This window comes from Hydrogenophaga sp. (assembly GCF_050182545.1).
Lineage (GTDB): Bacteria > Pseudomonadota > Gammaproteobacteria > Burkholderiales > Burkholderiaceae_C > Hydrogenophaga.
Map to the genome: position 1 here is coordinate 75,756 of NZ_JBFXCD010000008.1, position 23,225 is coordinate 98,980.

Below are 23,225 nucleotides of genomic sequence, written 5' to 3' on the forward strand. Positions count from 1 at the left end.
TTCAGAGTTTCCACTTTTCGAGCAGTTGCGCCGGGCGCATGCTGTCGTAGCCCTCGAAAGGCTGGTGAATCCAGGGGTTGGTCGGCAGGAATTCCACCGAGTAGTCGGGGGTGAAGGTGGAGAGCTGCTTGGTCCAGATCACAGCACTGCGCATCTCGCTGATCGGCTTGTAGTTGTTCTTCAGCAGGTCGATCACCGCCTTGAGCGTGTGACCGGAGTCGGCCAGATCGTCCACCAGCAACACCTTGCCCGCAATCTCGCCCTTGGGCGTGGTGATGTAGCGCGCGATGTCCAGGTTGCCTTGCTCGGTGCCGGCATTGGCGCGGTAGGAGCTGGTCGACATGATGGCCAGCGGCTTGTCGAAGATGCGCGAGAGGATGTCGCCCGGGCGCATGCCGCCGCGCGCAAGGCACAGGATGGTGTCGAACTCCCAGCCCGACTGGTAGACCTTGAGCGCGAGCTTCTCGATCAGGTTGTGGTACTCGTCGTAGGAGACGTAGAGGTGTTTGCCGTCTTCGGTGAGCATGCGGGCTCCGGGTGGGGGTGTCGGGAAGAATTTTGCACGAAGGGCAGCACACCGCCCCCGGCGGTTTCACCCATGGTAGGGGTGGTGCAGCAGGATGGTGTGGTCACGATCCGGGCTGGTCGAGACGATGTGGATCGGCACGCCCGTGGCCTCGGCGATGCGGCTCAGGTAGCGCTGGGCATTGCCCGGCAGGTCCTCATAGCGTGTCGCGCCCACCGAGGAGTCGCTCCAGCCGGGCAGCGTCTCATAGATCGGCTTGCAGCGCGCGATGTCCTCCGCCCCCATGGGCAGGATGTCGATGACCTCGCCGTCGAGCTCGTAGCCCGTGCACAGCTGCAGCTCTTTCAGCCCGTCGAGCACATCGAGCTTGGTGATGCACAGGCCGGTGAGGCCATTGACCTGGGCCGAGCGCTTGAGCAATGCGGCATCGAACCAGCCGCAGCGGCGGCTGCGGCCGGTGGTCACGCCCTTTTCGGCGCCCACGGTGGCCATGTGCCAGCCCGGCGTGCCTTCCTGCTCCCAGTCCAGCTCGGTGGGGAACGGGCCTCCGCCCACGCGCGTGCAATAGGCCTTGGTGATGCCCAGCACATAGTGCAGCAGGCCCGGGCCCACGCCGGAGCCGGCGGCGGCGTTGCCGGCCACGCAGTTGCTGGAAGTGACGAAGGGATAGGTGCCGTGGTCGATGTCGAGCAGCGTGCCCTGCGCGCCTTCGAACAGCAAGTTGGCGCCAGCCCTGTGGGCTTCGTTGAGCTCGCGCGAGACGTCGGCAATCATGGGCTTGAGGAGTTCCGCCTGCTGCAGGGCCTCGGCATAGACCGGCTCGAACTGGATCTCGCCGCTCTCCATGTAGGCCGCGAGCTTCTCGTCCCAGACCATGTCAGCCGAATGCAGCCAGCTCGTCAACAGGTGGTTGTGCAGCGCCAGCAATTCGCGCAGCTTGGCGGCAAAACGATCGGGGTACTTCAGGTCCTGCACGCGCAGCGCGCGGCGGGCAATCTTGTCCTCGTAGGCCGGGCCGATGCCCCGACCTGTGGTGCCGATCTTCTCGCTGCCGGCCTTCACCTTGGCGGCCTCGCGCGCAATGTCGATGGCGGCATGGAACGGCAGGATCAGCGGGCAGCCCTCGCTCACGCGCAGGCGCGAACGCACCTCCACGCCGGCTTTCTCCAGGCCTGCGATTTCCTCGAACAGCTTGCCTACGGAGAGCACCACGCCATTGCCGATGTAGCACTTCACACCGGCGCGCATGATGCCGCTGGGAATGAGGTGCAGAGCCGTCTTCACACCGTTGATGACCAGCGTGTGGCCCGCGTTGTGGCCACCCTGGAAGCGCACCACACCATTGGCGGTTTCGGTGAGCCAGTCGACCAGCTTGCCCTTGCCTTCGTCTCCCCACTGCGTGCCCACCACCACCACGTTGCGCCCAGGGGTCACGGCGCTGCTGCTGTTCGTCATTTGCTGGTATCCGATTGAAGGGTTTGTACAGTCCAGGCGCCGCGGCGGGCCGCATCGGGCACCAGTTCGCGGTCGCAATGAAATTCGTCGACCTCGTGTTCGTGGCCAGGCAGGACACAGACCACGGTGTGGCCCTGCGCACGCAGATCGGCCACCGCCTCCCGCAATCCGGCGTCCATGCCCCAGGGCGCGCGGATCGCGGCCACCAGTGGCCGAGGCGCGACGGCGGCCACCAGTTCCTTGAGGTCCAGGCTGAAGCCCACGGCGGGCCTGTTGCGGCCAAACACCGCGCCGACCTCGTCGTAGCGCCCTCCGCGCGCGAGCTCGAGCGATGCGGTGGCGCGGCCCAGTGGCGCCTGGGCGAACAGGGCAAAACGCATGCCGGTGTAGTAGGCATAACCGCGCAGGTCGGCCAGGTCAATGGACACCTCGACCCCTTCCACCTGCGACGCAAGCCAGCGCAGGCTGTCGAGCGCGGCGTGCAAGGCCGGCGACGCCTGCAGCACGCGCCCCGCCTCGGCGAGCACGGTCACGTCGCCGAACAGGCGCGGCAGCGCGAGCAGGTCGCGCCGCACGGCCGCAGGGAGATCGCGGGCCAGCACCTGCAGCTCGGCGACGTCCTTGGCGTTGAGCGCCGCATGGATGCGGGCTTCCTGCGCGGGCGTAAGCGATACCGGCCCGAGCACGGCGTCGATCACGCGCACGTCGGCCATGTCGAGCTGCAGACCGCTGACGCCTGCGCCGCGCAGGCAGGCCTGCGCGAGTTCGATCACCTCGAGGTCCGCCTCCTGCCCCGCATGGCCGTAGATCTCGGCGCCGAACTGCAAGGGTTCGCGGCTGGCCAGAGGGCGGTCGATGCGCGTGTGCACCACCGGGCCGCAATAGCTCAGGCGGGCCACCCCATGGCGGTTGAGCAGGTGGGCATCGATGCGGGCAACCTGGGGCGTGCTGTCGGCGCGCAGCCCGAGCGTGCGACCGGAGAGCTGGTCGACCAGTTTGAAGGTCTGCAGATCCAGGGCTTCACCAGTGCCGGTGAGCAGCGACTCCAGGTGCTCCAGCAGCGGCGGCATGACCAGTTCGTACCCGTAGCCCCGGGCCGTGTCCAGCAAGCTCCTGCGAAGTTCTTCGATGTGCCGGGCCTCGGATGGCAGGACATCGGCAATGTGATCCGGGAGGACCCAGGCGGACATGTTGTTTTTCAGGCGCTGTTAAAAACGTGATTTTACCGGCCCGCGTCCGGGGCGCCGCGGCGCGTTCAGGCCAGCAACCACCAGAGCAGCAGACCGCTGCCCACGCTGACCAGACCGAAGAAGCGCAACTGGCCGTCGCGCAGGCGCATCAGATCGGTGAAGACGCGGCGCCACAGCGTGGGCGCCAACAGGGGCAGCAGTCCCTCGAAAATGAGCACCAGCGCCAGCGCGGACCAGAACAACTCGGATGACATCCGCGTATCCGCGCGCTCAGCGCCCGTGGCTCATCGGGCCGGCGCCAGGTTGCTGCTGCGCAAGCCCTTGAAGAAGTCGGACGAGGGGTCGACCACCAGCACGTCCGACTTGCTGGAGAAGCTCGCCTTGTAGGCGTCCAGGCTGCGGTAGAACTGCGCGAAGGCCGGGTCGCGACCGAATGCGTCGGCGAACGAGGCTGCCGCCTTGGCGTCGCCCTCACCTTTGATGCGCTGTGCATCCCGGTAGGCCTCGGACACGATCACCTCGCGCTGGCGATCTGCGTCAGCACGGATCTTTTCGCCTTCGGCAAAACCGGTGGAGCGCAGTTCGTTGGCCACGCGCTTGCGCTCGGCCTCCATGCGCTGGTACACCGAGGCGGTGATGCTCTCCGCATAGTCCACGCGCGTGATGCGCACGTCGACCACATCCATGCCCCAGGGTTTGTCCGCGCCACGCACGGCGGCCAGTACCTGGCGTTTGACATCTTCCATGAGTTCCTCGCGGCGTGTCGACAGAAGCTCGTTGACCGTGCGTTTGTTGACTTCCTGCTGGAACGAGTTGCGCACCACGCGGTTGAGCTGCAGGGCGCCAGCGCGCTCGTTGATGCCGACGTTGCGGATGTACTCCTGCGGCTCAGCGATGCGCCAGCGCACGTACCAGTCGATCACCACGCGCTGCTTTTCCGCCGTCAGCGTGGGCTCGGTGTCAGTGCTCTCCAGCGTGAGCAGTCGCTTGTCGATGTACGACACGTTCTGAAACGGCGGCGGCAGCTTGAAGTTCAGGCCAGGCTCCGTGACGACCTGCTTGATCTGGCCGAGCTGGAAGACCACGCCGAACTGGCGCTGGTCCACTACGAACAGCATGGAACTGGCGATGGCCAGGACCACGATGAAGGATGTGATGATGAAACCGAGTTTGTTCATGGCTTGTTCTCTGGTCGCTGGCGCCGCGCTCAGCGGCTCTCGCGTTCGCGCGAGCGCGCGGCGCTGTCAAGGCTGCGGTTGGCGGTCGTCGGGCTCGGAGCGGAACTCGGTGCCGGCGAGCTCGACGTCGCAGCGGTGGAGGAGCCGCCCTGACCGGTCATCTGCATGATCTTGTCCAGTGGCAGGTAAAGCAGGTTCGAGCCAGACTTCGAGTCCACCAGCACCTTGGTCACGTTGCTGTAGATCTCCTGCATGGCATCGGTGTACATGCGTTCGCGCGTCACCTGCGGTGCCTTCTGGTATTCGGAGAGCACCGAGCGGAAGCGCTGCGAATCACCTTCGGCCTGCGCCACGATGCGGGCGCGGTAGCCTTCGGCTTCTTCGGTCAGGCGAGAGGCTGCACCTCGGGCACGGGGCACCACGTCGTTGGCGTAGGCCTGAGCTTCGTTCTTGGCGCGTTCGCGCTCCTGGCCGGCCTTGAGAACATCGTCGAAAGCCGCCTGCACCTGCTCGGGCGGACGCACACCACCTTGCTGCATGTTGATGCCCACAACTTCGATACCGACCTTGTAGCGGTCCAGGATGTTCTGCATCAGTGCGCGCACGCGTGGAGCGATCTGATCGCGCTCCTCGGCCAGGGCCGCATCCATCTTCATCTTGCCCACCACCTCGCGAACTGCGGTTTCGGCCACCTTGACGACCGCGGCATCCGGGTCGCGGCTCTCGAACAGGAAGGCGCGCGCATCGTTCAGGCGGTACTGCACCGCGAACTTGATTTCGACGATGTTCTCGTCTTCCGTGAGCATGGCCGACTCGCGCAGACCGGTGGCAGGCACCACGTTGTCACGCCCGACGTCGACCGAGCGGATCTGCGTGACGAACACCGTCTCGTGGCGCTGGATCGGGTACGGCAGGCGCCAGTTGAAACCGGCACCCACCGAGCTGTGGTACTTGCCGAATTGCGTGATCACGGCCTGCTGGCCTTCCTGCACGATGAAGAAACCGGTGCCCAGCCAGATCAGCAGCGCCACGGCACCGATCAGACCCGCGCCGATGCCGGTGGCCTTGGGGTTCGGGTTGAAACCGGGCACGCCGCCACCGCTGCCCGAACCGTTGCCGCCGCCACGTCCCTTGTTGCCCAGCAGGCCACCGAGCTTGCGGTTGAAATCGCGCCAGAGTTCGTCCAGGTCGGGCGGGCCCTGGTTCGGCCCCTGGCCGCGCGGCGGACGCTGCGAGCCCCGCGAGTCGTCGTCGCGACCGGGCTCCTGGCCGTTCGAGCCTTCGTTGCGGTTGCCATCGTCACCCCGGCCCCAGCGCGGATCGTTCAGGTTGAACATGCCCCACACCCCACGCCAGCCTCGCCGGCGCTCGGAGCGGGACGCCGGTTCAGCGTCTCGGGAAGGGGATTGCAGATTCACGTCCATGTGTTGCCAACTCGTTGTCGATTCAAAACAAAACCACCACATTGTGCCCAATCAGGACACCGGCTCGCCGATTTCCGGCAGCGGACCCGCCGACGAAGGGTCGAGACCTGCCCTTTGCGCCTTGACCTGCTCGGCGAGCAGGGCGCGCAATTCGGGCAATCCGGCACCGGTGTGCGCGCTCAGGAAGATTCGAGGAATGGACTGGCCCTCCAGTTCCATCGCGTCGCAGCTTGCATGGGGAACGGTGGCCGGATCCATGGCGTCGAGCTTGTTGAACAGCAGGATTTGCGGCACGTGCTCGGCACCGATGTCCCTGAGCACCTCCATGACGGAGGCAATCTGCTCGGGATGCGCTGGATTGGAGGCATCGACCACATGCAGCAGGAGATCCGCATCGGCAGCCTCCTGCAGGGTGGCCGCAAAGGCGTCGACCAGCCCGTGCGGGAGATCGCGAATGAAGCCCACGGTATCGGACAGCGAGACCGATCGCCCTGCCTCACCCAGGTACAGCTGTCGGGTGGTGGTATCCAGCGTGGCGAACAGCTGGTCGGCCGCGTAGGCGCGGGCCTTGACGAGACCGTTGAACAAAGACGACTTGCCAGCGTTGGTGTAGCCCACCAGCGAGATCGAGAAAGTGTCGCGCCGCTCGCGCTGGCGGCGCTGGGTGGAGCGCTGCTTCTTGACCTTTTCAAGACGCTCCCTGGTGCGCTTGATGGCCTCGCCGATCATGCGGCGATCCAGCTCAATCTGGGTTTCGCCCGGCCCCCCGCGCATGCCGATACCACCGCTTTGCCGCTCCAGGTGCGACCAGCGGCGCACCAGGCGGGTGGAGAGGTATTGCAGCCGCGCCAGCTCGACCTGCAGCTTGCCTTCGTGGCTGCGCGCCCGCTGCGCGAAGATTTCCAGAATCAGCAGGGTGCGGTCGTTGACAGGCAGCCCGAGGTGTCGCTCCAGATTGCGCTGCTGTGCCGGGCTGAGTGACTGATCAAACAGCACCTCGGATGCGCCGGTGGACTGGGCCAGCATCTTGATTTCATCCGCTTTGCCCGATCCCACGAATAGGGCCGGATCCGGCGCACGGCGCTTGCAGCTCAAGCGCTCGGCCACGCTGTAGCCCGCAGTCTGTGCCAGCAAGCCCAGTTCTTCGAGCCCGGCATCAAAATGGGGTGTACCGAAATCCACGCCCACCAGAATGACGGATGGCGTGGAGGATGAGGCAGGGGTGGGAGAACTCAAATCGTTTTGACAGCAACGCTTGCGACGCTGCTGGCCCGGCAGCGCGGCTGCACAGGCCGGATGCGGTTCAGAAATGGACTCAGGAGGCGGTCGGCTCGTCCGTGCCGACGGCCGAGAACTGCACCGGGCGGCCCGGCACGATGGTGGAAATCGCGTGCTTGTAGACCATTTGTGTCACGGTGTTGCGCAGCAGCACGACGTACTGGTCGAAAGATTCGATCTGACCCTGCAGCTTGATGCCGTTGACCAGGTAAATCGACACAGGGACATGTTCCCGGCGAAGCTGGTTCAGGAAAGGGTCTTGCAAGAGCTGGCCTTTGTTATTGCTCACGATATGCTCCGTGTTCAACGTAAGTTAATGAGGAATGGACCATACCACAGCACCGGCGCGGCACCGCTGACAGACCGAAATTCCTATTCCTTGAAGGGATTGGCCGAGGTCTTGAATTCAATGCGCAGCGGCGTGCCAACCAGGTCGAACGCCTTGCGAAAGCGCCCTTCGAGAAAGCGCTTGTAGGCATCGGGCACGTTTTCCAGCGAATTGCCATGGATGACGATCACGGGCGGGTTCATGCCTCCCTGGTGGGCGTACCGCATCTTGGGCCGGAACATGCCGCTGCGGGTGGGCGCCTGGAAGGCCACCGCTTCCATCAACAGGCGGGTGAGCACCGGGGTGGACATCTTGCGCATGGCTGAGGCATGTGCCTGGGTGATGGACTTCCAGACCGGTCCCAGGCCCTGGCGTTTCTGCGCCGAAATCAAGTGCAGCGAGGCAAACTTCAGAAACGCCAGACGGGTTTCCACCTGGCGCTCGATCTGCTGGCGCTGGTAGGCGTCGACCGCGTCCCACTTGTTGATGGCCAGCACCACGGCGCGACCGCTCTCCAGGATGTAACCGGCGATGTGCGCATCCTGATCGGTGACGCCCTGCGTGGCATCCAGCAGCAACAGGACCACGTGTGCGTTCGCTATCGCCTGCAGGGTCTTGACCACCGAGAACTTCTCGATCGCCTCGAATACGCGCCCCTTCTTGCGAATACCGGCGGTGTCGATCAGCTCGAACTTCTGGCCCGCGCGCTCGAACGGCACGGCAATCGCGTCGCGCGTGGTGCCAGGCAGATCGAACGCCACCAGGCGCTCCTCTCCCAACCAGGCGTTGATCAGCGTCGATTTGCCGACGTTGGGCCGCCCAGCCACGGCCAGGCGGATCACGCCGGTCTCGGCCTCGACCTCTTCCTCATCCTCGGGCGGCAGGCCGGGAATGCGTTCGAGCGCCGTATCGAGCAATGTGCGAACACCCTGTCCGTGTGCACCGGACACCGGCAACACCTCACCCAGTCCAAGCTCAAAGAACTCCACCAGCTGCAGGCCCTGGGTCATTCCCTCCGCCTTGTTGGCCACGAGCACGGTCGGCTTGCCCAGGCGACGCAGGTAGCCAGCGATTTCGTGGTCCTGGGCACTGATGCCGGCGCGGGCATCGACGACGAAAACCACGACATCCGACTCAGCCACGGCCTGCCGTGTCTGCTTGGCCATTTCCTTGTAGATGCCCTCCCCGGCATCCGGCTCGAAGCCACCGGTGTCGATCACGATGTACTCGCGACGGCCCTGGCGGCCGTTCCCATAGTGGCGATCACGCGTGAGGCCGGCAAAGTCGGCCACGATGGCATCGCGTGAACTCGTCAGGCGGTTGAACAGGGTGGACTTGCCCACATTGGGCCGGCCCACCAGGGCGATGACGGGTTTCACGGGGACTGCTTTCGTTCAGGTGGTCACGAACGCGTTGTTCGCGGCAGCCATTACTGGGGGCGCCAGGCGAATACGCCACCGCTGCGCGTCTGCACCACCAGTGCGTCGCCCGCGAGCACGGGTGCGGCTTCGATGGCCGACCCATCGGTGGTGAGGCGGGTCATTTCGCTGCCATCGTCACGCGACACGAGGTGAACCAGTCCACTGGCATCGCCCACCGCCACCACGCGGCCCAGGGCCAGCGGCGCGCTCAGGCCACGGTGCTTCAGCCGGTCGATGCTCCACGCGGGCTCACCTGTGGCGCGCTGCCAAGCCTGAAAGCGACCATCAACTTCGCTGCCGAAGACCAGCCGGTCGTCGCCGTGAACGCCGGTGGTGCCCTGGGCCGCGCGGGTCCAGACCACGGTGCCGCGGCTGGCGTCCACGCAACCGACGGCCGCCGAGTAGGCCCGCACGCACACGCTGCCGCCAATGCGACTGACCGGACCAACGATGTCCACCAGTCGCTCGACCTCATTGGTTCCACGCGATGTCGCTACCGGGGCTTCCCAGCGCACAGCGCCGTTGTCGGGGTTGAGACCCGCGAGCCGCCCCGCCAGGCCTGCCACCAGCGTGTCGCCCACGGCCAGAAGTGCACCGGTCTGGCTCAGCACCAGCGGCTCGGCCGGGCGGTTCTGGGTCCAGAGCTTGGCGCCATTCTTGCCATCGAAGGCCGTGACCGTGCGGTCCGCGGTCAGTACGAACACCCGCTGACCAGCCACGAGCGGCGCAGTGAAAGAGCGCGCGGGCAGGCGCACACGCCAAAGCTCGCGGCCGTTGGCCATCGCGATCAACTGGTTGTTGGCGGATATCACCGCCGCCGTCTCACCATCGGAGCCCACGCCAGCCGCGATGGGGGAATCCAGACTGACGCGCCACACGTCCTTGCCGGTGATTGCATCAAGTGCTGCCACGGTGCCCGCCTTGCCTGCCACGAAAACACGCCCAGCCACCACCGCGGGCGCCAGTGATGCACCTCCCTCGCCCACCTGCGCCGACCAGGCGAGCCGCGTACCCATGAGTGCGGTCACGGGCGGCAGTTCGGCCGGTTGGGGCTTCTTGGCGCCCGACGAGCAGGCGGTCAGAAAGCCGACGGCCAGCAGCCCAAGCATGGGAAGCGCGAAGCGCCAGTGGGTCAGGTAACGGTGGGGAGTACGGAGGAGCATGAATTTCAACGCGCGGTGGGTGCCAGGCTGGAGACGTCCACGCCCAGCGAGGCCAGTTTCACTTCGACGAGACGGCGGTATTCCGTGCGCTCACCCAAGGCGAGCCACGCGTTCTGGTACTCGGCCCTGGCCTCGTCAGTCTTGCCCTGCGCCAGAAGCACATCGCCACGGCGATCAGCCACCAGGGGCTCGAAGGACTTGGGCATCGGGGCTTCCAGCGTCTTGAGGGCCTGGTCGTAGGCGCCCGCCTCCAGGTCGAGTGCGGCCAGACGCAAACGTGCAACGGCCTGGTAGGAGGCGTCATCCGACTCCTCCACCGCCCACGTCAGTGCGGCGCGCGCCTTGTCAATTTCGCCTGCGTCGAACAGTGTCTTGCCGGCCAGCAGCGCGGCCTGGCTGGCGAAAGTGGTTCCGCTGAAGTTGGCCTGCATGTCGGCCAATGCGCGCTCCATGCGCTGGGCATCGCGCGCCAGAGCCGCGCGGTCCACCTCGTCGTACAGCGCCGCCGCCTTGATGCCCTGCGAACGTTGCCAGTAGTTCCAGCCGTTCCAGGCAGCGAACGAGCCGAACACGACGATGAGCACCCAGCTGATGAGGTTGCCGTACTGCGCCCAGAAGTGTTTGATCTGGTCGAGCTGTTCCTGCTCTTCAAGGTCGAGGTGTTTGGCCATGGTAGGTAATCAACGGAGAGCGTGCGCGGCGTGCGCATCGGGAGATTGTAGGCGGGCGGCCCAGGGGCCAACGCGCCAGGATGCGAGGTCGCTCAGCTCGCGCGCAGGCGCGCGGCCCATTCGGCAACGCCGGCCAGTGGCAACAACTTCTGGACGGTCTCGGCAGACTCTTCGGTGCGTGGTCCGCGCAATGCCTTGAGCGCCACGGCGTCCTGCCGGACTTCCTGCTCGCCAAAAATCAGCGCGAAGCGCGCGCCGCTCGCATCCGCCTTCTTGAACTGCGACTTCATGCTGCCCATGCCGTCGGCGCCCGCGGCATGCATCTGCACGTTCACGCCCTCTTGCCGCAAGGTGCGCAACACGGGCATGACGCGGGGCACGTGCGCGGCATCGGGTACCACGACATAAACGTCGGGTGCCGGTTGGGCAGGCAGTCGGCCCTGCTCCTTCAACAACTCCAGGATGCGCTCCATGCCGAGCGCCCAGCCCACCGCGGGCGCGGCCTTGCCGCCGATCTGTTCGAACAGGCCGTCGTAGCGACCGCCGGCGCATACCGTGCCCTGCGAACCGAGCTGCGTGGTGACAAATTCAAACACCGAGAGGTTGTAGTAATCCATGCCACGCACCAGACGCGGATTGATGCGGTAGGCAATGCCGTGCGCGTCGAGCAGGCCGCGCAGGCGGTTGAAATGGTCCAGCGATTCGGTGCCCAGGTGGTCCATCAGGCGCGGCGCGGCATTGACCAGCGCCTGCATGGTGGGGTTCTTGGTGTCCAGAATGCGCAACGGATTGCTGTGCAGGCGCCGTTTCGCTTCGTCGTCGAGCTGGTCGGCGTGGGCCTCCAGATAGGCGATCAGCGCCTGCCGGTGCGCCAGACGCTCAGGCGGCTGGCCCAGACTGTTGATCTCAAGTTCGATGCCGGTGAGCCCAAGTTCCGACCACAAGTCGCAGGCGAGCACGATGAGCTCGGCATCGACATCGGGCCCGGCAAAACCCAGAGCCTCGGCACCGAACTGGTGGAACTGGCGATAGCGGCCTCGCTGCGGTCGCTCGTGGCGGAACATCGGACCCATGTAGTAGAGGCGCTTGGGCCCGTCGTACAGCAGCGAGTGCTCGAGCACGGCGCGCACCACGCCCGCCGTGTTTTCTGGCCGCAGCGTGAGCTGCTCGCCATTGAGCCGGTCTTCGAAGGAGTACATCTCCTTCTCGACGATGTCGGTCACCTCGCCCAGGCCGCGCACAAACAACGCCGTGGGCTCAACGATGGGGGTTCGCAGGTTGCGGTAGCCGTAGCGGCACATCAGGGCGCGCAGCCTGTCCTCGAGCCACTCCCAGTGCGCGGACGCCGGGGGGGCAATGTCGTTCATGCCTTTGACGGCGTTCAGTTTGTCTGCCATGGTGGTTGTGCGTTGTGCATCGGGCGTTGCGGCGAAAGTGAGAAGCCTGGCCTGATCCAGGCTCAATGCTCAACCCCCAACGCCGAACTTCTTGTCAATGTAGTTTTCGACGACCTGCTGGAATTCCTGCGCGATGGCGGGGCCGCGCAGCGTCATGGCCTTCTGCCCATCAATGAAGATCGGGGCGGCCGGTGCTTCGCCTGTGCCCGGCAGGCTGATGCCGATGTCGGCATGCTTGCTTTCACCCGGGCCATTGACGATGCAGCCCATCACCGCAACCTTGAGGTTTTCCACCCCAGGGTAGCGTGCGCGCCAGGCTGGCATGGAACTGCGCAGGTAGTCGTCAATCTGCTTGGCCAGTTCCTGGAAGGTGGTGCTGGTGGTGCGACCACAGCCCGGGCAGGCCGTGACCGAAGGGACGAAGGCGCGCATGCCCAGCGCCTGCAGGATCTCGGAGGCGATCACCACCTCCTGCGTGCGCGCCTCGCCGGGCTGCGGCGTGAGCGAGACGCGGATGGTGTCGCCAATGCCCTGCTGCAGCAACACCGACAGCGCCACCGCCGACGCCACCGCGCCCTTGGTGCCCATGCCGGCTTCCGTGAGACCCAGGTGCAGCGCGTAGTCGCAGCGCTGCGCCAGTGCCTGGTAGACGGCGATCAGATCCTGCACGCTGCTGACCTTGCACGAAAGCATGATGTTGTTGCCACTGAGACCGATCTCCTCGGCCTTGCGGGCGGACTCCAGCGCCGATGTGATCAACGCCTCATACATCACCTGTTTCGCTTCCCAGGGCTCGCTGCGAGCGGCGTTCTGGTCCATCAGGCGGGCAAGCAGGTCCTGGTCCAGACTGCCCCAGTTGACCCCGATGCGGATCGCCTTGTCGTGGCGCGCCGCAATCTCCACCATCTGCGCGAACTGGCGGTCGCCCTTGTCGCCACGACCCACGTTGCCTGGGTTGATGCGATATTTGGAAAGCGCTTCGGCGCAGGCTGGGTGGTCGTTGAGCAGGCGATGGCCGTTGTAATGGAAGTCGCCAATCAACGGCACCTGCACGCCCATGCGGTCAAGCTGCTCGCGGATATAAGGCACGGCCCGCGCCGCTTCATCGTTGTTGACGGTAATGCGCACCAGTTCGGAGCCCGCCAGCGCAAGTTCCTTGACCTGGATCGCAGTACCCACAGCATCCGCGGTGTCGGTGTTGGTCATGGACTGCACACGCACCGGCGCGTCGCCACCCACCGTCACGCGGTGTCCGCCCCAGGCCACCACACCCTGGCGCGTGCGGCGCGCCAGCGGCCGCGACAAGGGTATCGGCTCGCACGAGACGGCGGTGGGGATGGCCTGGGCATTCGCGTGCATGGTCATTTCACCCCGAACCTCGCGACATTGTTCCGGATGTGGGGCGTCACGTCGAACGGCTTGCCCCGCACCGTGACCTGCGCCACCTCGGCCCGACCCAGCACCACCGAGTACGGCGGCGAACTCGAGAAGTCGACCGTATCGCCCGCCTGCAGCACGCGCTGCATGACGACGTTGCCCGCGCCATTGACCACTTCGATCCAGGTTTCTCCCGTGGCGGCAATGCTCAGCAGGCTGTTGGTGGCTGGCGCGGCAGGTGCGGGCAACGCGGGTGGCGCCGTCTCCGGACTCGCCGGCGTGGCCGCAAGGGGTGACGCGGGTGCCGTGTCGGCGACGACGGGCGCTTCGGTCACCACCCCGCCGCCGGCCCCGGCGGTGGGGGTCTGTCCTTCCAGTATCTGCACTGCCGGCAGCGGAGGCTCTTGCGCAGGCACGGGTTCGGCGGGCTCCACGGGTTCCACCGGTGTGACGATCACGCTTGTGCCGCCGGCCTCTGCCTGCGCGGCTTCTTCCATGCGTGGCAGAAACACGATCACCAGCGCGCCCAGCAACAACACGATGGCCGCCAGCAGCGCGGGCCGCGAGAGCCAGCTCAGCGGGTTGATGGGTGCGGGGTCCTGCGCCGACTGAAAAGGCGCGTTGATGCCTTGGCGCGAGGCGCCTAGGTCAGGCACCACGCCCTGTGGAATCTGCTCGAGGATGGGAGCGGGGTCGACCTTGAGCTGTCGGCATGCACTGGAGGCCAGCGCGCGCGCAAACGTCATGTCGGGCAATTCACCGTAGTTGCCAGCCTCCAGTGCCTCGAGCTTGCGCACGGGCACCTTGAGCGCTGCAGCCAGAGCGGCTATGTGCAACCCCGCAGCCTCGCGCGCAGCGCGCAGCAGGATCGGGCGCGAAGCGCCCCCGCCCGTCGCGCGGGCTTCGTCACCGGCAAACGCCTCACTCATCAAATGCTCTCCGTTGATACGACGCCCATTCGCGCGATTCGGGGTAGCGTCGCTGCAGCTGTTGCGCGAGCTGCCCCATCGCTTCGGTGTTGCCCAGACGCTGTTCGACCTTGATGCCCAGCCACAGGGTTTCAGCGTTCGCCAGATCGGTGTTGTTCAGTCGCCGGATAACGAACTGCGCCCGGGCATACTCGCCGCGCCGGTACTGCAAGGCGGCCAGGTTGTAGGCGGTGATGGGGTTGCCAGGGTCCAGTTCGTAAGAGCGCGCCAGGCTGCCCTCGGCCTCGGGAAACTGCGCCGCACGCACCTCGCAGATGCCCTTGGCCATCAGGGTCTTGGCCTGCCCGCCGTAGACCGGACTGGCCAGTGCCTGCTGGAACAGTTCGATCGCCTGCGGATAGCGGCCGAGCTGACAGGCAAACAAACCGTAGTGATGCAGCACATCCGGATCGCGTGGACTGAGCTGCTGCGCACGCTTGAAACTGTCTTCGGCCAGAGGTATTTCGTTGAGCCGCGCATACACCAGGCCGCGCAGCGTGTACGCGGGCGCATAGGTTGGGTCCGCACTCAGGGCCAGCTTGATCTCGTCCAGCGCCACGGTGGTCTGGCCCTGCTCGAAATAGCCCGACGCCAATTCGATGCGGATGCGCGCTCGCTTGCGGATCTCTGGCTCGTCGGACGCAGTGATCGGTTCCCGACCGGTGGCCACGGCCGCTGCCGTGGTTGCCGGGGCAGAGGCGGGCTGCGCGCAGCCCGCCAGCATGGCCAGCAACACGAGGGCAAGCCCTGCCAGATGAGCCCGGATCCCTGTTCGGTTTGCGTCTGTCATGCCTGCCTTTCCTTTTGAACAATACGGATGGTGTGCTCGCTGGCCTGGCGCCGCCGCGCCAGCCGTTGCGACGCGCTCGTGCGGTCCAGCACATCGCCGGCCAGCTGGCCGCAGGCAGCATCGATGTCATCACCACGCGTCTTGCGCACCGTGGTCACCAGGCCGCCCTCGGTCAGCACCTGTGCAAAGCGCTGCACCGAGGCACGCGACGAACAGGTCAGCCCCGAGTCGGGGAAAGGGTTGAAAGGTATCAGGTTGATCTTGCACGGCACACCGCGCACGCCATGCAATCGGAGCAGGTCGAGCAGCTGGCGCGCGTGCTCTGGCTGGTCGTTCACGCCGTCGAGCATGCAGTACTCGAAGGTGATGAAATCGCGTGGTGCCGCCGGCAGGTAGCGCAGACAGGCGTCCAGCAATTCGGCGATCGGGTACTTCCGGTTCAGAGGCACGAGGTCGTCGCGCAGCGCATCGACGGGGGCGTGCAGCGACACCGCCAGCGCCACCGGACAGTCCTGCGCGAGCCGGTCGATCATCGGCACCACGCCCGAGGTGGACACCGTGACGCGGCGGCGCGAAAGACCGTAGCCGTGGTCGTCAAGCATGACGCGCAACGCCGGCACCAGCGCGTTGTAGTTCTGCAAGGGTTCACCCATGCCCATCATGACCACGTTGGTGATCACGCGTTCCCCGCGCTGGAGGTGGCGGCGCAGGAAATGCTCGGCATGCCAGAGTTGCGCCAGTATTTCGCCGGTGGTCAGGTTGCGCGAAAAGCCCTGGTGGCCGGTGGAGCAGAAACGGCAGCCCACCGCGCAACCGGCCTGGGACGAGATGCAGAGCGTGCCGCGATCTACTTCGGGGATGAACACGGTTTCCACCGCATTGCCGTCGCCCACGTCAAACAGCCACTTGATGGTGCCGTCGGCCGAGTCCTGGCGCGAGAGCACCGGAAGGTCGGCAATGGTACAGACGGCAGGGAGCTTGTCGCGCAGGCTGCGCGCCAGGTCGGTCATCTGCGCGAAGTCAGACGCTCCCTTCTGGTGAATCCAGCGAAACAGCTGGACCGCGCGGAAACGCTTTTCGCCCAGCTGTTCGCAAAAGGCGGCCAAACCCTCGAGATCGAAGTCGAGCAGATTGGCCGTCATACCATGATCAACGCGAGTAGACGTTGAGACCGGCGAAGAAGAAGGCCACTTCGGCGGCAGCGGTCTCGGGCGCGTCGGAGCCGTGCACGGCATTGGCGTCGATGCTGTCGGCGAAGTCGGCGCGGATGGTGCCGGCAGCCGCCTTCTTCGGGTCGGTCGCACCCATCAGGTCGCGGTTCTTGGCAATGGCGCCTTCGCCTTCCAGCACCTGGATCATCACCGGACCGGAGATCATGAATTTGACAAGGTCCCCGAAGAAGGGGCGCGCCTTGTGCACGGCGTAGAAGGCCTCTGCTTCACCCTGGGACAGGTGTGCCATGCGGGCCGCAACGACCTTCAGGCCAGCGGCTTCAAAGCGGGCGTAAATCTGGCCAATGACGTTCTTGGCAACGGCGTCGGGCTTGATGATCGAGAGGGTGCGTTCGATGGCCATGGAATTCCTGAAGTTTTTGGGTCAATCTGGCGAGGCCCGCATGGCCTCACAAAGCCCATGATTCTACATTGCCCGGGTGTCCGCGCGGTGTAGCCGCCACAGAGCAACCGGCATCAATCAGCGCCCGCCCGAACGACCGCCACCGCCTCGTCGGCGCGCGCCGCCAGGCGGCCCTCCTCGAGCACCATCCCGCTTGCGTTGCCGTTGAAGTGCATCCTGACCGATGTAGCCGAACGACGTCTTCATCGGATCGGGTTGCTGTGCACCCGATCCCGAGCCACCCTTGCCTGCGCCGCCCCGGCCACCCCGCGTCTTGGCCCCACCGGGCGCACCGCCCATGCCGTAGCCGCTGCTGCCGCCCCGATCGCCAGCACCGTCGGCACGGCTGCCCGGTGGCCTGACCTGGCCACGACCGCCCTTGCCCCCCTGTTTGCCACGCTGCGCGGGATGCCGCCCTCCGGGACGTGGCGCACCGCGCCCGTCCTCATCGCCACTGGACAGACCAGCGGCTGCAGTGAGTCGGCCAATGTCGCGTTCGTCGAGTTCGAGCCAGACGCCGCGCTTGAGCCCGCGCGGCAGCATCACCGCGCCGTAGCGAATGCGGATCAGCCGGCTGACCGCATGGCCCACGGCCTCGAACATGCGGCGCACCTCGCGGTTACGGCCCTCGCCAATCGTCACGCGGTACCAGCAATTGGCACCTTCGCCGCCGCCGTCTTCGATGGAGGCGAACTGCGCCTGCCCGTCTTCAAGCCGCACACCGTCGAGCAGGCGTTGCTTTTCCTCATTCGACAACGCGCCGAGCACTCGCACGGCATATTCTCGCTGCAGGCCAAAGCGGGGATGCATCAGCCGGTTGGCCAGCTCGCCCGAATTGGTCAGCAGCAGCAGGCCTTCGGTATTCAGGTCGAGCCGACCCACCGACTGCCACTTGCCCTGCATCAGTTTGGGCAGACGGCGAAACACCGTGGGGCGGTTCTGAGGATCGTCGTGTGAAACCACCTCGCCCGCCGGCTTGTGGTAAGCCAGCACGCGCGGCGGCGGCGGCGTCATACGCACACGCACCGGTTTTCCATTGACCTTGATCACGTCGCCAAACTGGATGCGCTGGCCAATGTGCGCCGGCTCGCCGTTCACCGAAATCCGGCCTTCCAGGATCAGTTGCTCCATCTCCAGCCGCGAGCCCATGCCAGCCTGCGCCAGCACCTTGTGCAGCTTGGGCGATTCGGCCTGCGGCGCCAGCACGCGCTTGGCGGGCAGCGGCAGATCCTGTTCCTGCACCGCGTCAAAGGCGCCACTGACCACGTCCTCGAAGCCCAGCGCATCGGCAACGGATTCGGGCCGGGTGGCTGGCGCCCCTTGCGGGGACGCCGTCTCCCCTGCGGGCGCGGACTCGCCCTCGGGCCGACGTGGTTCGGCGCCAGGGCTGGATTCAGGCATCAATGGAGGGTCGTGCGCCGGGTTCATGGTCTTCCTGGGTGGAGCGGGCCGAGCGCTGTGAGTCCGACTCGCTGAGTGAGACATCGGCCCGATCCCCTTCGATGCGGGTCGGCGCCTCGGCGCGGGTTGCGTCTGACTCTGAGAACGTCGCCTGACCGGTGGCGTCCGGCAGATCGGCTTCATCGGACAACACGCCAGACGAGAGGGATTCAAAATCCAGCCGGTCCAGCGCGGACTCCTGAATTTCGCTGCCTTCAAGCGGTGGCAGCTGATCAAGCGAGGACAGACCCAGGTCGTCGAGAAACTGGCGCGTGGTGGCGAACAGCGCGGGGCGGCCCACGGTCTCGCGGTGGCCAATCACCTCGATCCAGCCCCGGTCCTCGAGCTGCTTGATGATCAGCGAGTTGATGGTCACGCCCCGGATGTCTTCCATGTCACCGCGCGTCACCGGCTGACGGTAGGCAATGATGGCCAGCGTTTCCATGGTCGCGCGACTGTAACGGGGCGGCTTCTCGGGATGCAGGCGGTCCAGATAGGGACGCAGCTCAGGCCGGCTCTGGAAGCGCCAGCCGCTGGCCACCTGGACCAGCTCCACACCGCGCCCGGTCCACTCCATCTGCAGATCGGCCAGCAACGTCTTGAGCGTGTCCGCCGAGATCTCGGCATCGAACAACGCACCCAGCTCCCTCACGGACAGTGGCTGGGGCGCGCAGATCAGCGCCGTCTCGAGGACGCGCTTGGCATCCGTGGTGTTCATGGTGTCAGTCTGTCAAAGGCCGGTCAGGGCCGGGCGGTGCAGGGGGTGGGCATGGGCCCGTTGGACACGGGCCGGCGAGGGCGGCGCAGACCGTCGGCTCGGAACGCCGGGCAAAAACCTGTTGCCAGGTGGTGCAATAACAGGGGGCGGTGAGGTCAGGACCCCGACCCAGCCGGGGGGCGGTCGGTAGCGGGGGCATTCAATCGAGAAACCCGCTGTCCACACGCGCCTGATTGTAGCGGAGCCCGCATGCCGCGATGCTGTCGAGCATGTCCTGCGGTGGGGAGGAACGAAACCACAGCGCCTCGCCAGTGATGGGGTGGTTGAGCTTCAGGCGGGCCGCGTGCAACGCCTGACGGTTCATGCCCCACATCACCCGGCCACCGTACAGGGTGTCGCCCACCAGCGGGTGGCCGAGCCAGGCCATGTGCACGCGAATCTGATGCGTGCGCCCCGTGTGCAGCTTGCAGGTGACCAGACAGGCCTGCTCCGAGTTTTCGAGCAGCCGCACGGCGGTCTGGGCAGGCTTGCCCGCGCCGCCCTCGCCGGCACGTACGACGGCCATGCGCAGGCGGTTGTGCACATCGCGTCCGATGGGCTGGTCCACGCCCTGCTCCATGCATCCTCTCCAGGACCCATGAGCCAGCGCGATGTATTGGCGGTTGACTTCGCGCGCAGCGATGGCCCGCACGAGTGCGTCCACCGCCGCACGCGACTTGGCCACCAGCATCAACCCCGATGTGTCCTTGTCCAGGCGGTGCACGATGCCGGCACGCGGCAAACCGGCGGCGCCCACGTGGTGGGCCAGCAATCCGTTGAGCAGGGTGCCAGTCCAATGGCCGGCGGCCGGATGCACCACCAGGCCGGCCGGTTTGTGAACCACCAGCAGATCGGCGTCCTCGAACACGATGTCCAACGCCATCGCCTGCGGCACGAAGGCTTGCGCCTGCTGCGTCGGCCGCAGCTCCACCAGAAGGTGCTCTCCTGCAGCGACGCGGGCCGCGGGTTTGGTCTGCACGATGCCACGCAACGCGACCGCGCCGTCGGCCATGAGCTGCTGCAGGTACGAACGCGAAAACTCCGGAATCAGCCGGGCCAGCGCCCGGTCGATGCGCCAGCCGTGCATGGCCGCGGGCACCTCGCACGCGCGCGTTTCGACGTCCTGCGCAATATCGTCGCCCAGCGCGACGCCATCGGCTTCGCCACCCGGCGCGCCAGCGGGCGTGGCGACCCCCGTCGATATAATTTGAGAAGCCAATCCCATTGATCCGTTGTAAAGGTGCGCCCGCGATGTTGACGTTCAGATTATCGGTTGCGCCTTGGTGCGTGCTGGCGTCCATGCTCGCGCTGGGTGCGTGCAGCACCAAGCCACTGGACGAAACAGCGGGCTGGAGCCCGAACCGACTCTACAGCGAAGCCACCGACGAGCGTGCCGCCGGCAACTACGAGAAGGCGGTCACGCTGCTGGAAAAACTCGAGGGCCGCGCCGCTGGCACGCCGCTGGCGCAACAGGCCCAGCTCGACAAGGCCTACACCCACTACAAGGCGGATGAGCCCGCCCAGGCCCTGGCGGCCATCGACCGTTTCCAGAAGCTGCACCCCGCCAGCCCGGCCATGGACTATGCGCTGTACCTCAAGGGGCTGGTGAACTTCAACGACCGACTCGGACTTTTCGGCTCCCTGGCCCGCCAGGACCTGTCGGAGCGAGACCAGAAGGCCGCGAAGGAATCGTTTGAGGCCTTCCGCGAACTTGTCACGCGCTTCCCCGATTCGCGCTACAGCCCGGACGCTCGCAGCCGCATGACCTACATCGTCAATTCGCTGGCGCAGTACGAGGTGCACGTGGCGCGCTACTACCACAGCCGCGGCGCCTATCTCGCTGCCATCAACCGCGCGCAGACCGCCCTCTCCGACTACACCGACGCTCCTGCCCTCGAAGAGGCGCTCTACATCATGCTCCGTTCCTACGACGCGCTGGGCATGACTCAGCTGCGCGACGACACGCTGCGCGTGATGCGTGCCAACTATCCGCAGAGCGAGTACCTGAGCAAGGGGTTCAAGTCGGCGGATGATCCGTGGTGGAAGATCTGGTAGCCACCAGTTCGTCAAGCGCGGCTTCCATTTCCGCCTCGTCCTGTAGCCGACGCATGGCCGGCAAGGCCGCCAGCAAGCGGTTGCCATAGGAACGGGTCAGCAGGCGCCGGTCTCCAATCACCAGCACACCGCGGTCATTCTCCGAGCGAATCAACCGCCCCGCACCTTGCTTCAACGCCATCGCGGCTTCCGGCAGCCACACGTCGTTGAAAGCGCGCAGGCCCTGCGCCTCGGCGCGCTCGCCGCGCGCCCGCATCAGAGGATCGTCGGGCGGCGCGAACGGCAGCTTGTCGATCACCAGCAGTTGCAGTGCATCGCCCGCGAGGTCAAGTCCCTCCCAGAACGTGCCTGACGCGACGAGAACGGCGGCGCCCGACCTCGCGTCACGAAACTGCGCCAACAGCGCGCGCCTGGACGCACGCCCCTGTTCCAGCACCTGCAACGGCGCGCAATGACCGCGCTTCACCAAGCCGCGCAGGTGCTCGGCAATTCGCGCACGGGCCCGCAGCGTCGTGGTCATCAGCAGAGTTCGGCCACCCAGGCGCGACGCCCAGCGTGCCACCGCATCGGCCAGGGCGACGGCGTGCGCTTCATCACCTGTCTCGGGCAAATGGCCCGGCACGTACAGCGCCGCCTGTCTCGCATGGTCAAACGGGCTCGGCACGCGCAAGGTGCGCAGTCGCGGCGAATCATCGATGCCAAGGCCACGAGTGAACCAGCTCAGCGCATCGTCGCCGCCCAGTGTGGCGGACGAGAAAATCCAGCTGCGCGGACGGGACTCGGCTTCGCCCAGCCAGACACGGAATGCGGCCGAACTGTCGGGTGGTGCGCTGACCAGACGCCATTGCCCACGAGGGCCCCACTCAGCCCAACGCACATGGCCGGACGGCGGTTCCAATGCGACAGCGTACGCAATGCCCCGCCACGACCCGTGCAGCTCATGCGCGAGGGCCGCCAGATTGCGCAGATCGACCGAAGCCTCGGCCGTGACCGACAAGGCCGCCTGCACCTGAGACAGCGCCTGATCGAGCGCCGCCACAACCCGCAACCAGGACGCCATGTCCACCCCATGCGGCGCAGCGCCGGACCACCGGCGGCGCGCCCCGGCCAACTCGTCGCGGCGGCTCAGGGAGCCGACAAGCCGCGTCGCCTGTTCCAGGGCCAGTGACAGATGCGCCCAGGGTTGTTGTCCCCGAGCCCACAGCGGTCCGAGTCGAGCCAGGTCGCGCGCCAGGTCGAGCAGCTGTGCGTCTCCGATCACGCGGCCCAGAAACGCGATACCGGTGTCGTTCAGTTGGTGCGCCTCGTCAAACACCAACACCTCGGCCCTGGGCAACACTGCGGGAACATCCGATTCCTGCAGCAACTGATCGGAGAAGAAAAGATGGTGGTTGATCACCACCCAGTCCGCCGAGAGCGCCTCGCGGCGAGCCCGGTTGACATGGCATTCGGCGTGGCGCGGACAGGCTGCGCCCAGGCAGTTCTGCCGCGTGGAAGTGATCAGGGGGCGCAGCGGCGAGCCTTCGTCCAGCGTCGACAACTCCATCAGATCGCCGGTACGCGACCTTTCCGCCCAGTGCATCACCTGCCCCAGTGCCACGGCAATGACCGGGTCGCGCAGCCAGGAGGGCGCACGCCCCTGAAGCGCCTGCTCGACACGGTGCAGGCACACATAGTTGGATCGCCCCTTGAGCAAGGCCACGCGCACCGGCAGGCCCAAGGCATGAGCCACGACAGGGATGTCGCGAATGAACAGCTGCTCCTGCAACGCCTGGGTGGACATCGACAGCACGCCGCGTCTGCCACTGAGCAACAAGGGCACTAGGTAGGCAAAAGTCTTTCCCACACCGGTACCGGCTTCGACCGCCAGGCCTTCACCCGCTTCGATGGCCCGCGCCACCGCCGTCGCCATCTCCTGTTGCCCTGGCCGCTCGCGCAGAAGTCCGGCGCCGCACGAGCGTGCCAGTGGCCCACCAGAGGCCAGCGCTGCTCGCACCTTGCTTTCGAGATCGCTCAAACAGTCTCCCGACGGAATGTGGTGCGGCCCAAGATCGCTTCGACCCTCTCGACGCGCGTGTTGTGGCGCCACACGCACGGGTTCACGGTTTTGCGCTCGACGTGGGCGTGCACCGCAGATAAATGGATACCATTGCAGGCACTTCCCCGCCAGCATCGAACGCGCACATCAAACCC

Annotated in this window: 22 protein-coding genes; 1 reads left to right on the forward strand and 21 read right to left on the reverse strand. The window is 66.1% G+C overall.

Annotated elements, in window-relative coordinates; all coding sequences use genetic code 11:
• Window position 1: 1 nt before the first annotated feature.
• The 20 genes from AB7P10_RS10610 to AB7P10_RS10705 form a co-directional block, all read right to left on the reverse strand.
• Window positions 2-526 carry a phosphoribosyltransferase gene (locus AB7P10_RS10610; protein ID WP_428293818.1) on the reverse strand — a complete coding sequence of 175 codons (525 nt, stop codon included), beginning with the start codon at window positions 524-526 and terminating at the stop codon, window positions 2-4.
• Between the two features lie 66 nt (window positions 527-592).
• Window positions 593-1,981, reverse strand: a complete 1,389-nt coding sequence (locus AB7P10_RS10615; RefSeq protein ID WP_428293819.1) for an adenylosuccinate synthase — start codon at window positions 1,979-1,981, stop codon at window positions 593-595.
• Window positions 1,978-3,171 carry an ATP phosphoribosyltransferase regulatory subunit gene (locus AB7P10_RS10620; protein ID WP_428293820.1) on the reverse strand — a complete coding sequence of 398 codons (1,194 nt, stop codon included), beginning with the start codon at window positions 3,169-3,171 and terminating at the stop codon, window positions 1,978-1,980. The genes AB7P10_RS10615 and AB7P10_RS10620 overlap by 4 nt, the downstream gene beginning before the upstream one ends.
• A gap of 65 nt (window positions 3,172-3,236) precedes the next feature.
• Entirely contained in the window at window positions 3,237-3,425 is a 189-nt protein-coding gene (locus AB7P10_RS10625) for a DUF2065 domain-containing protein (protein WP_428293821.1), read from the reverse strand.
• 30 nt (window positions 3,426-3,455) lie between these two features.
• Window positions 3,456-4,349, reverse strand: coding sequence for a protease modulator HflC (hflC, locus tag AB7P10_RS10630; protein WP_428293822.1), 894 nt, complete (start codon window positions 4,347-4,349; stop codon window positions 3,456-3,458).
• A gap of 29 nt (window positions 4,350-4,378) precedes the next feature.
• The gene (hflK, locus tag AB7P10_RS10635; RefSeq protein WP_428293823.1) at window positions 4,379-5,686 is read right to left on the reverse strand and encodes an FtsH protease activity modulator HflK; all 1,308 of its coding nucleotides are present in this window, start codon (window positions 5,684-5,686) and stop codon (window positions 4,379-4,381) included.
• A gap of 138 nt (window positions 5,687-5,824) precedes the next feature.
• Window positions 5,825-7,009 (reverse strand): GTPase HflX, encoded by a 1,185-nt coding sequence (hflX, locus tag AB7P10_RS10640; protein ID WP_428293824.1) that lies wholly within the window; start codon window positions 7,007-7,009, stop codon window positions 5,825-5,827.
• 79 nt (window positions 7,010-7,088) lie between these two features.
• Entirely contained in the window at window positions 7,089-7,358 is a 270-nt protein-coding gene (gene hfq, locus AB7P10_RS10645; protein ID WP_428293825.1) for an RNA chaperone Hfq, read from the reverse strand.
• Between the two features lie 65 nt (window positions 7,359-7,423).
• Entirely contained in the window at window positions 7,424-8,758 is a 1,335-nt protein-coding gene (gene der, locus AB7P10_RS10650) for a ribosome biogenesis GTPase Der (protein ID WP_428293826.1), read from the reverse strand.
• Window positions 8,759-8,808: 50 nt separating this feature from the next.
• Window positions 8,809-9,963, reverse strand: a complete 1,155-nt coding sequence (bamB, locus tag AB7P10_RS10655; RefSeq protein WP_428293827.1) for an outer membrane protein assembly factor BamB — start codon at window positions 9,961-9,963, stop codon at window positions 8,809-8,811.
• 5 nt (window positions 9,964-9,968) lie between these two features.
• Window positions 9,969-10,634: a YfgM family protein gene (locus AB7P10_RS10660; protein WP_428293828.1), complete on the reverse strand. Its 666-nt coding sequence runs from the start codon at window positions 10,632-10,634 to the stop codon at window positions 9,969-9,971.
• A 92-nt stretch (window positions 10,635-10,726) separates the two neighbouring features.
• Window positions 10,727-12,031, reverse strand: a complete 1,305-nt coding sequence (gene hisS / locus AB7P10_RS10665; protein ID WP_428293829.1) for a histidine--tRNA ligase — start codon at window positions 12,029-12,031, stop codon at window positions 10,727-10,729.
• 69 nt (window positions 12,032-12,100) lie between these two features.
• Window positions 12,101-13,390: a flavodoxin-dependent (E)-4-hydroxy-3-methylbut-2-enyl-diphosphate synthase gene (gene ispG / locus AB7P10_RS10670; RefSeq protein WP_428293830.1), complete on the reverse strand. Its 1,290-nt coding sequence runs from the start codon at window positions 13,388-13,390 to the stop codon at window positions 12,101-12,103.
• Window positions 13,391-13,392: 2 nt separating this feature from the next.
• The gene (locus AB7P10_RS10675; protein WP_428293831.1) at window positions 13,393-14,337 is read right to left on the reverse strand and encodes a helix-turn-helix domain-containing protein; all 945 of its coding nucleotides are present in this window, start codon (window positions 14,335-14,337) and stop codon (window positions 13,393-13,395) included.
• Complete coding sequence (gene pilW / locus AB7P10_RS10680; RefSeq protein ID WP_428293832.1) at window positions 14,330-15,166, reverse strand: type IV pilus biogenesis/stability protein PilW; 837 nt, start codon at window positions 15,164-15,166, stop codon at window positions 14,330-14,332. Before pilW ends, AB7P10_RS10675 begins: the two co-directional genes overlap by 8 nt.
• Window positions 15,163-16,308: a 23S rRNA (adenine(2503)-C(2))-methyltransferase RlmN gene (rlmN, locus tag AB7P10_RS10685; RefSeq protein ID WP_428293833.1), complete on the reverse strand. Its 1,146-nt coding sequence runs from the start codon at window positions 16,306-16,308 to the stop codon at window positions 15,163-15,165. The genes pilW and rlmN overlap by 4 nt, the downstream gene beginning before the upstream one ends.
• A gap of 7 nt (window positions 16,309-16,315) precedes the next feature.
• Complete coding sequence (ndk, locus tag AB7P10_RS10690) at window positions 16,316-16,741, reverse strand: nucleoside-diphosphate kinase (protein ID WP_297657631.1); 426 nt, start codon at window positions 16,739-16,741, stop codon at window positions 16,316-16,318.
• A 117-nt stretch (window positions 16,742-16,858) separates the two neighbouring features.
• Window positions 16,859-18,265: a pseudouridine synthase gene (locus AB7P10_RS10695; protein ID WP_428293834.1), complete on the reverse strand. Its 1,407-nt coding sequence runs from the start codon at window positions 18,263-18,265 to the stop codon at window positions 16,859-16,861.
• Window positions 18,174-18,938, reverse strand: coding sequence for an SMC-Scp complex subunit ScpB (gene scpB / locus AB7P10_RS10700; protein WP_428293835.1), 765 nt, complete (start codon window positions 18,936-18,938; stop codon window positions 18,174-18,176). The genes AB7P10_RS10695 and scpB overlap by 92 nt, the downstream gene beginning before the upstream one ends.
• Before the next feature lie 199 nt (window positions 18,939-19,137).
• On the reverse strand, window positions 19,138-20,202 hold the full coding sequence (locus AB7P10_RS10705; protein WP_428293836.1) for an RluA family pseudouridine synthase: 1,065 nt from the start codon (window positions 20,200-20,202) through the stop codon (window positions 19,138-19,140).
• Between the two features lie 26 nt (window positions 20,203-20,228).
• Between AB7P10_RS10705 and AB7P10_RS10710 the strand changes: the two genes are divergently transcribed.
• On the forward strand, window positions 20,229-21,032 hold the full coding sequence (locus AB7P10_RS10710) for an outer membrane protein assembly factor BamD (RefSeq protein ID WP_428293837.1): 804 nt from the start codon (window positions 20,229-20,231) through the stop codon (window positions 21,030-21,032).
• On the opposite strand, the gene AB7P10_RS10715 is transcribed toward AB7P10_RS10710, so the two are convergent.
• On the reverse strand, window positions 20,995-23,049 hold the full coding sequence (locus AB7P10_RS10715) for an ATP-dependent DNA helicase (RefSeq protein ID WP_428293838.1): 2,055 nt from the start codon (window positions 23,047-23,049) through the stop codon (window positions 20,995-20,997). The two genes, AB7P10_RS10710 and AB7P10_RS10715, sit on opposite strands and share 38 nt — an antisense overlap.
• Window positions 23,050-23,225: the final 176 nt, after the last annotated feature.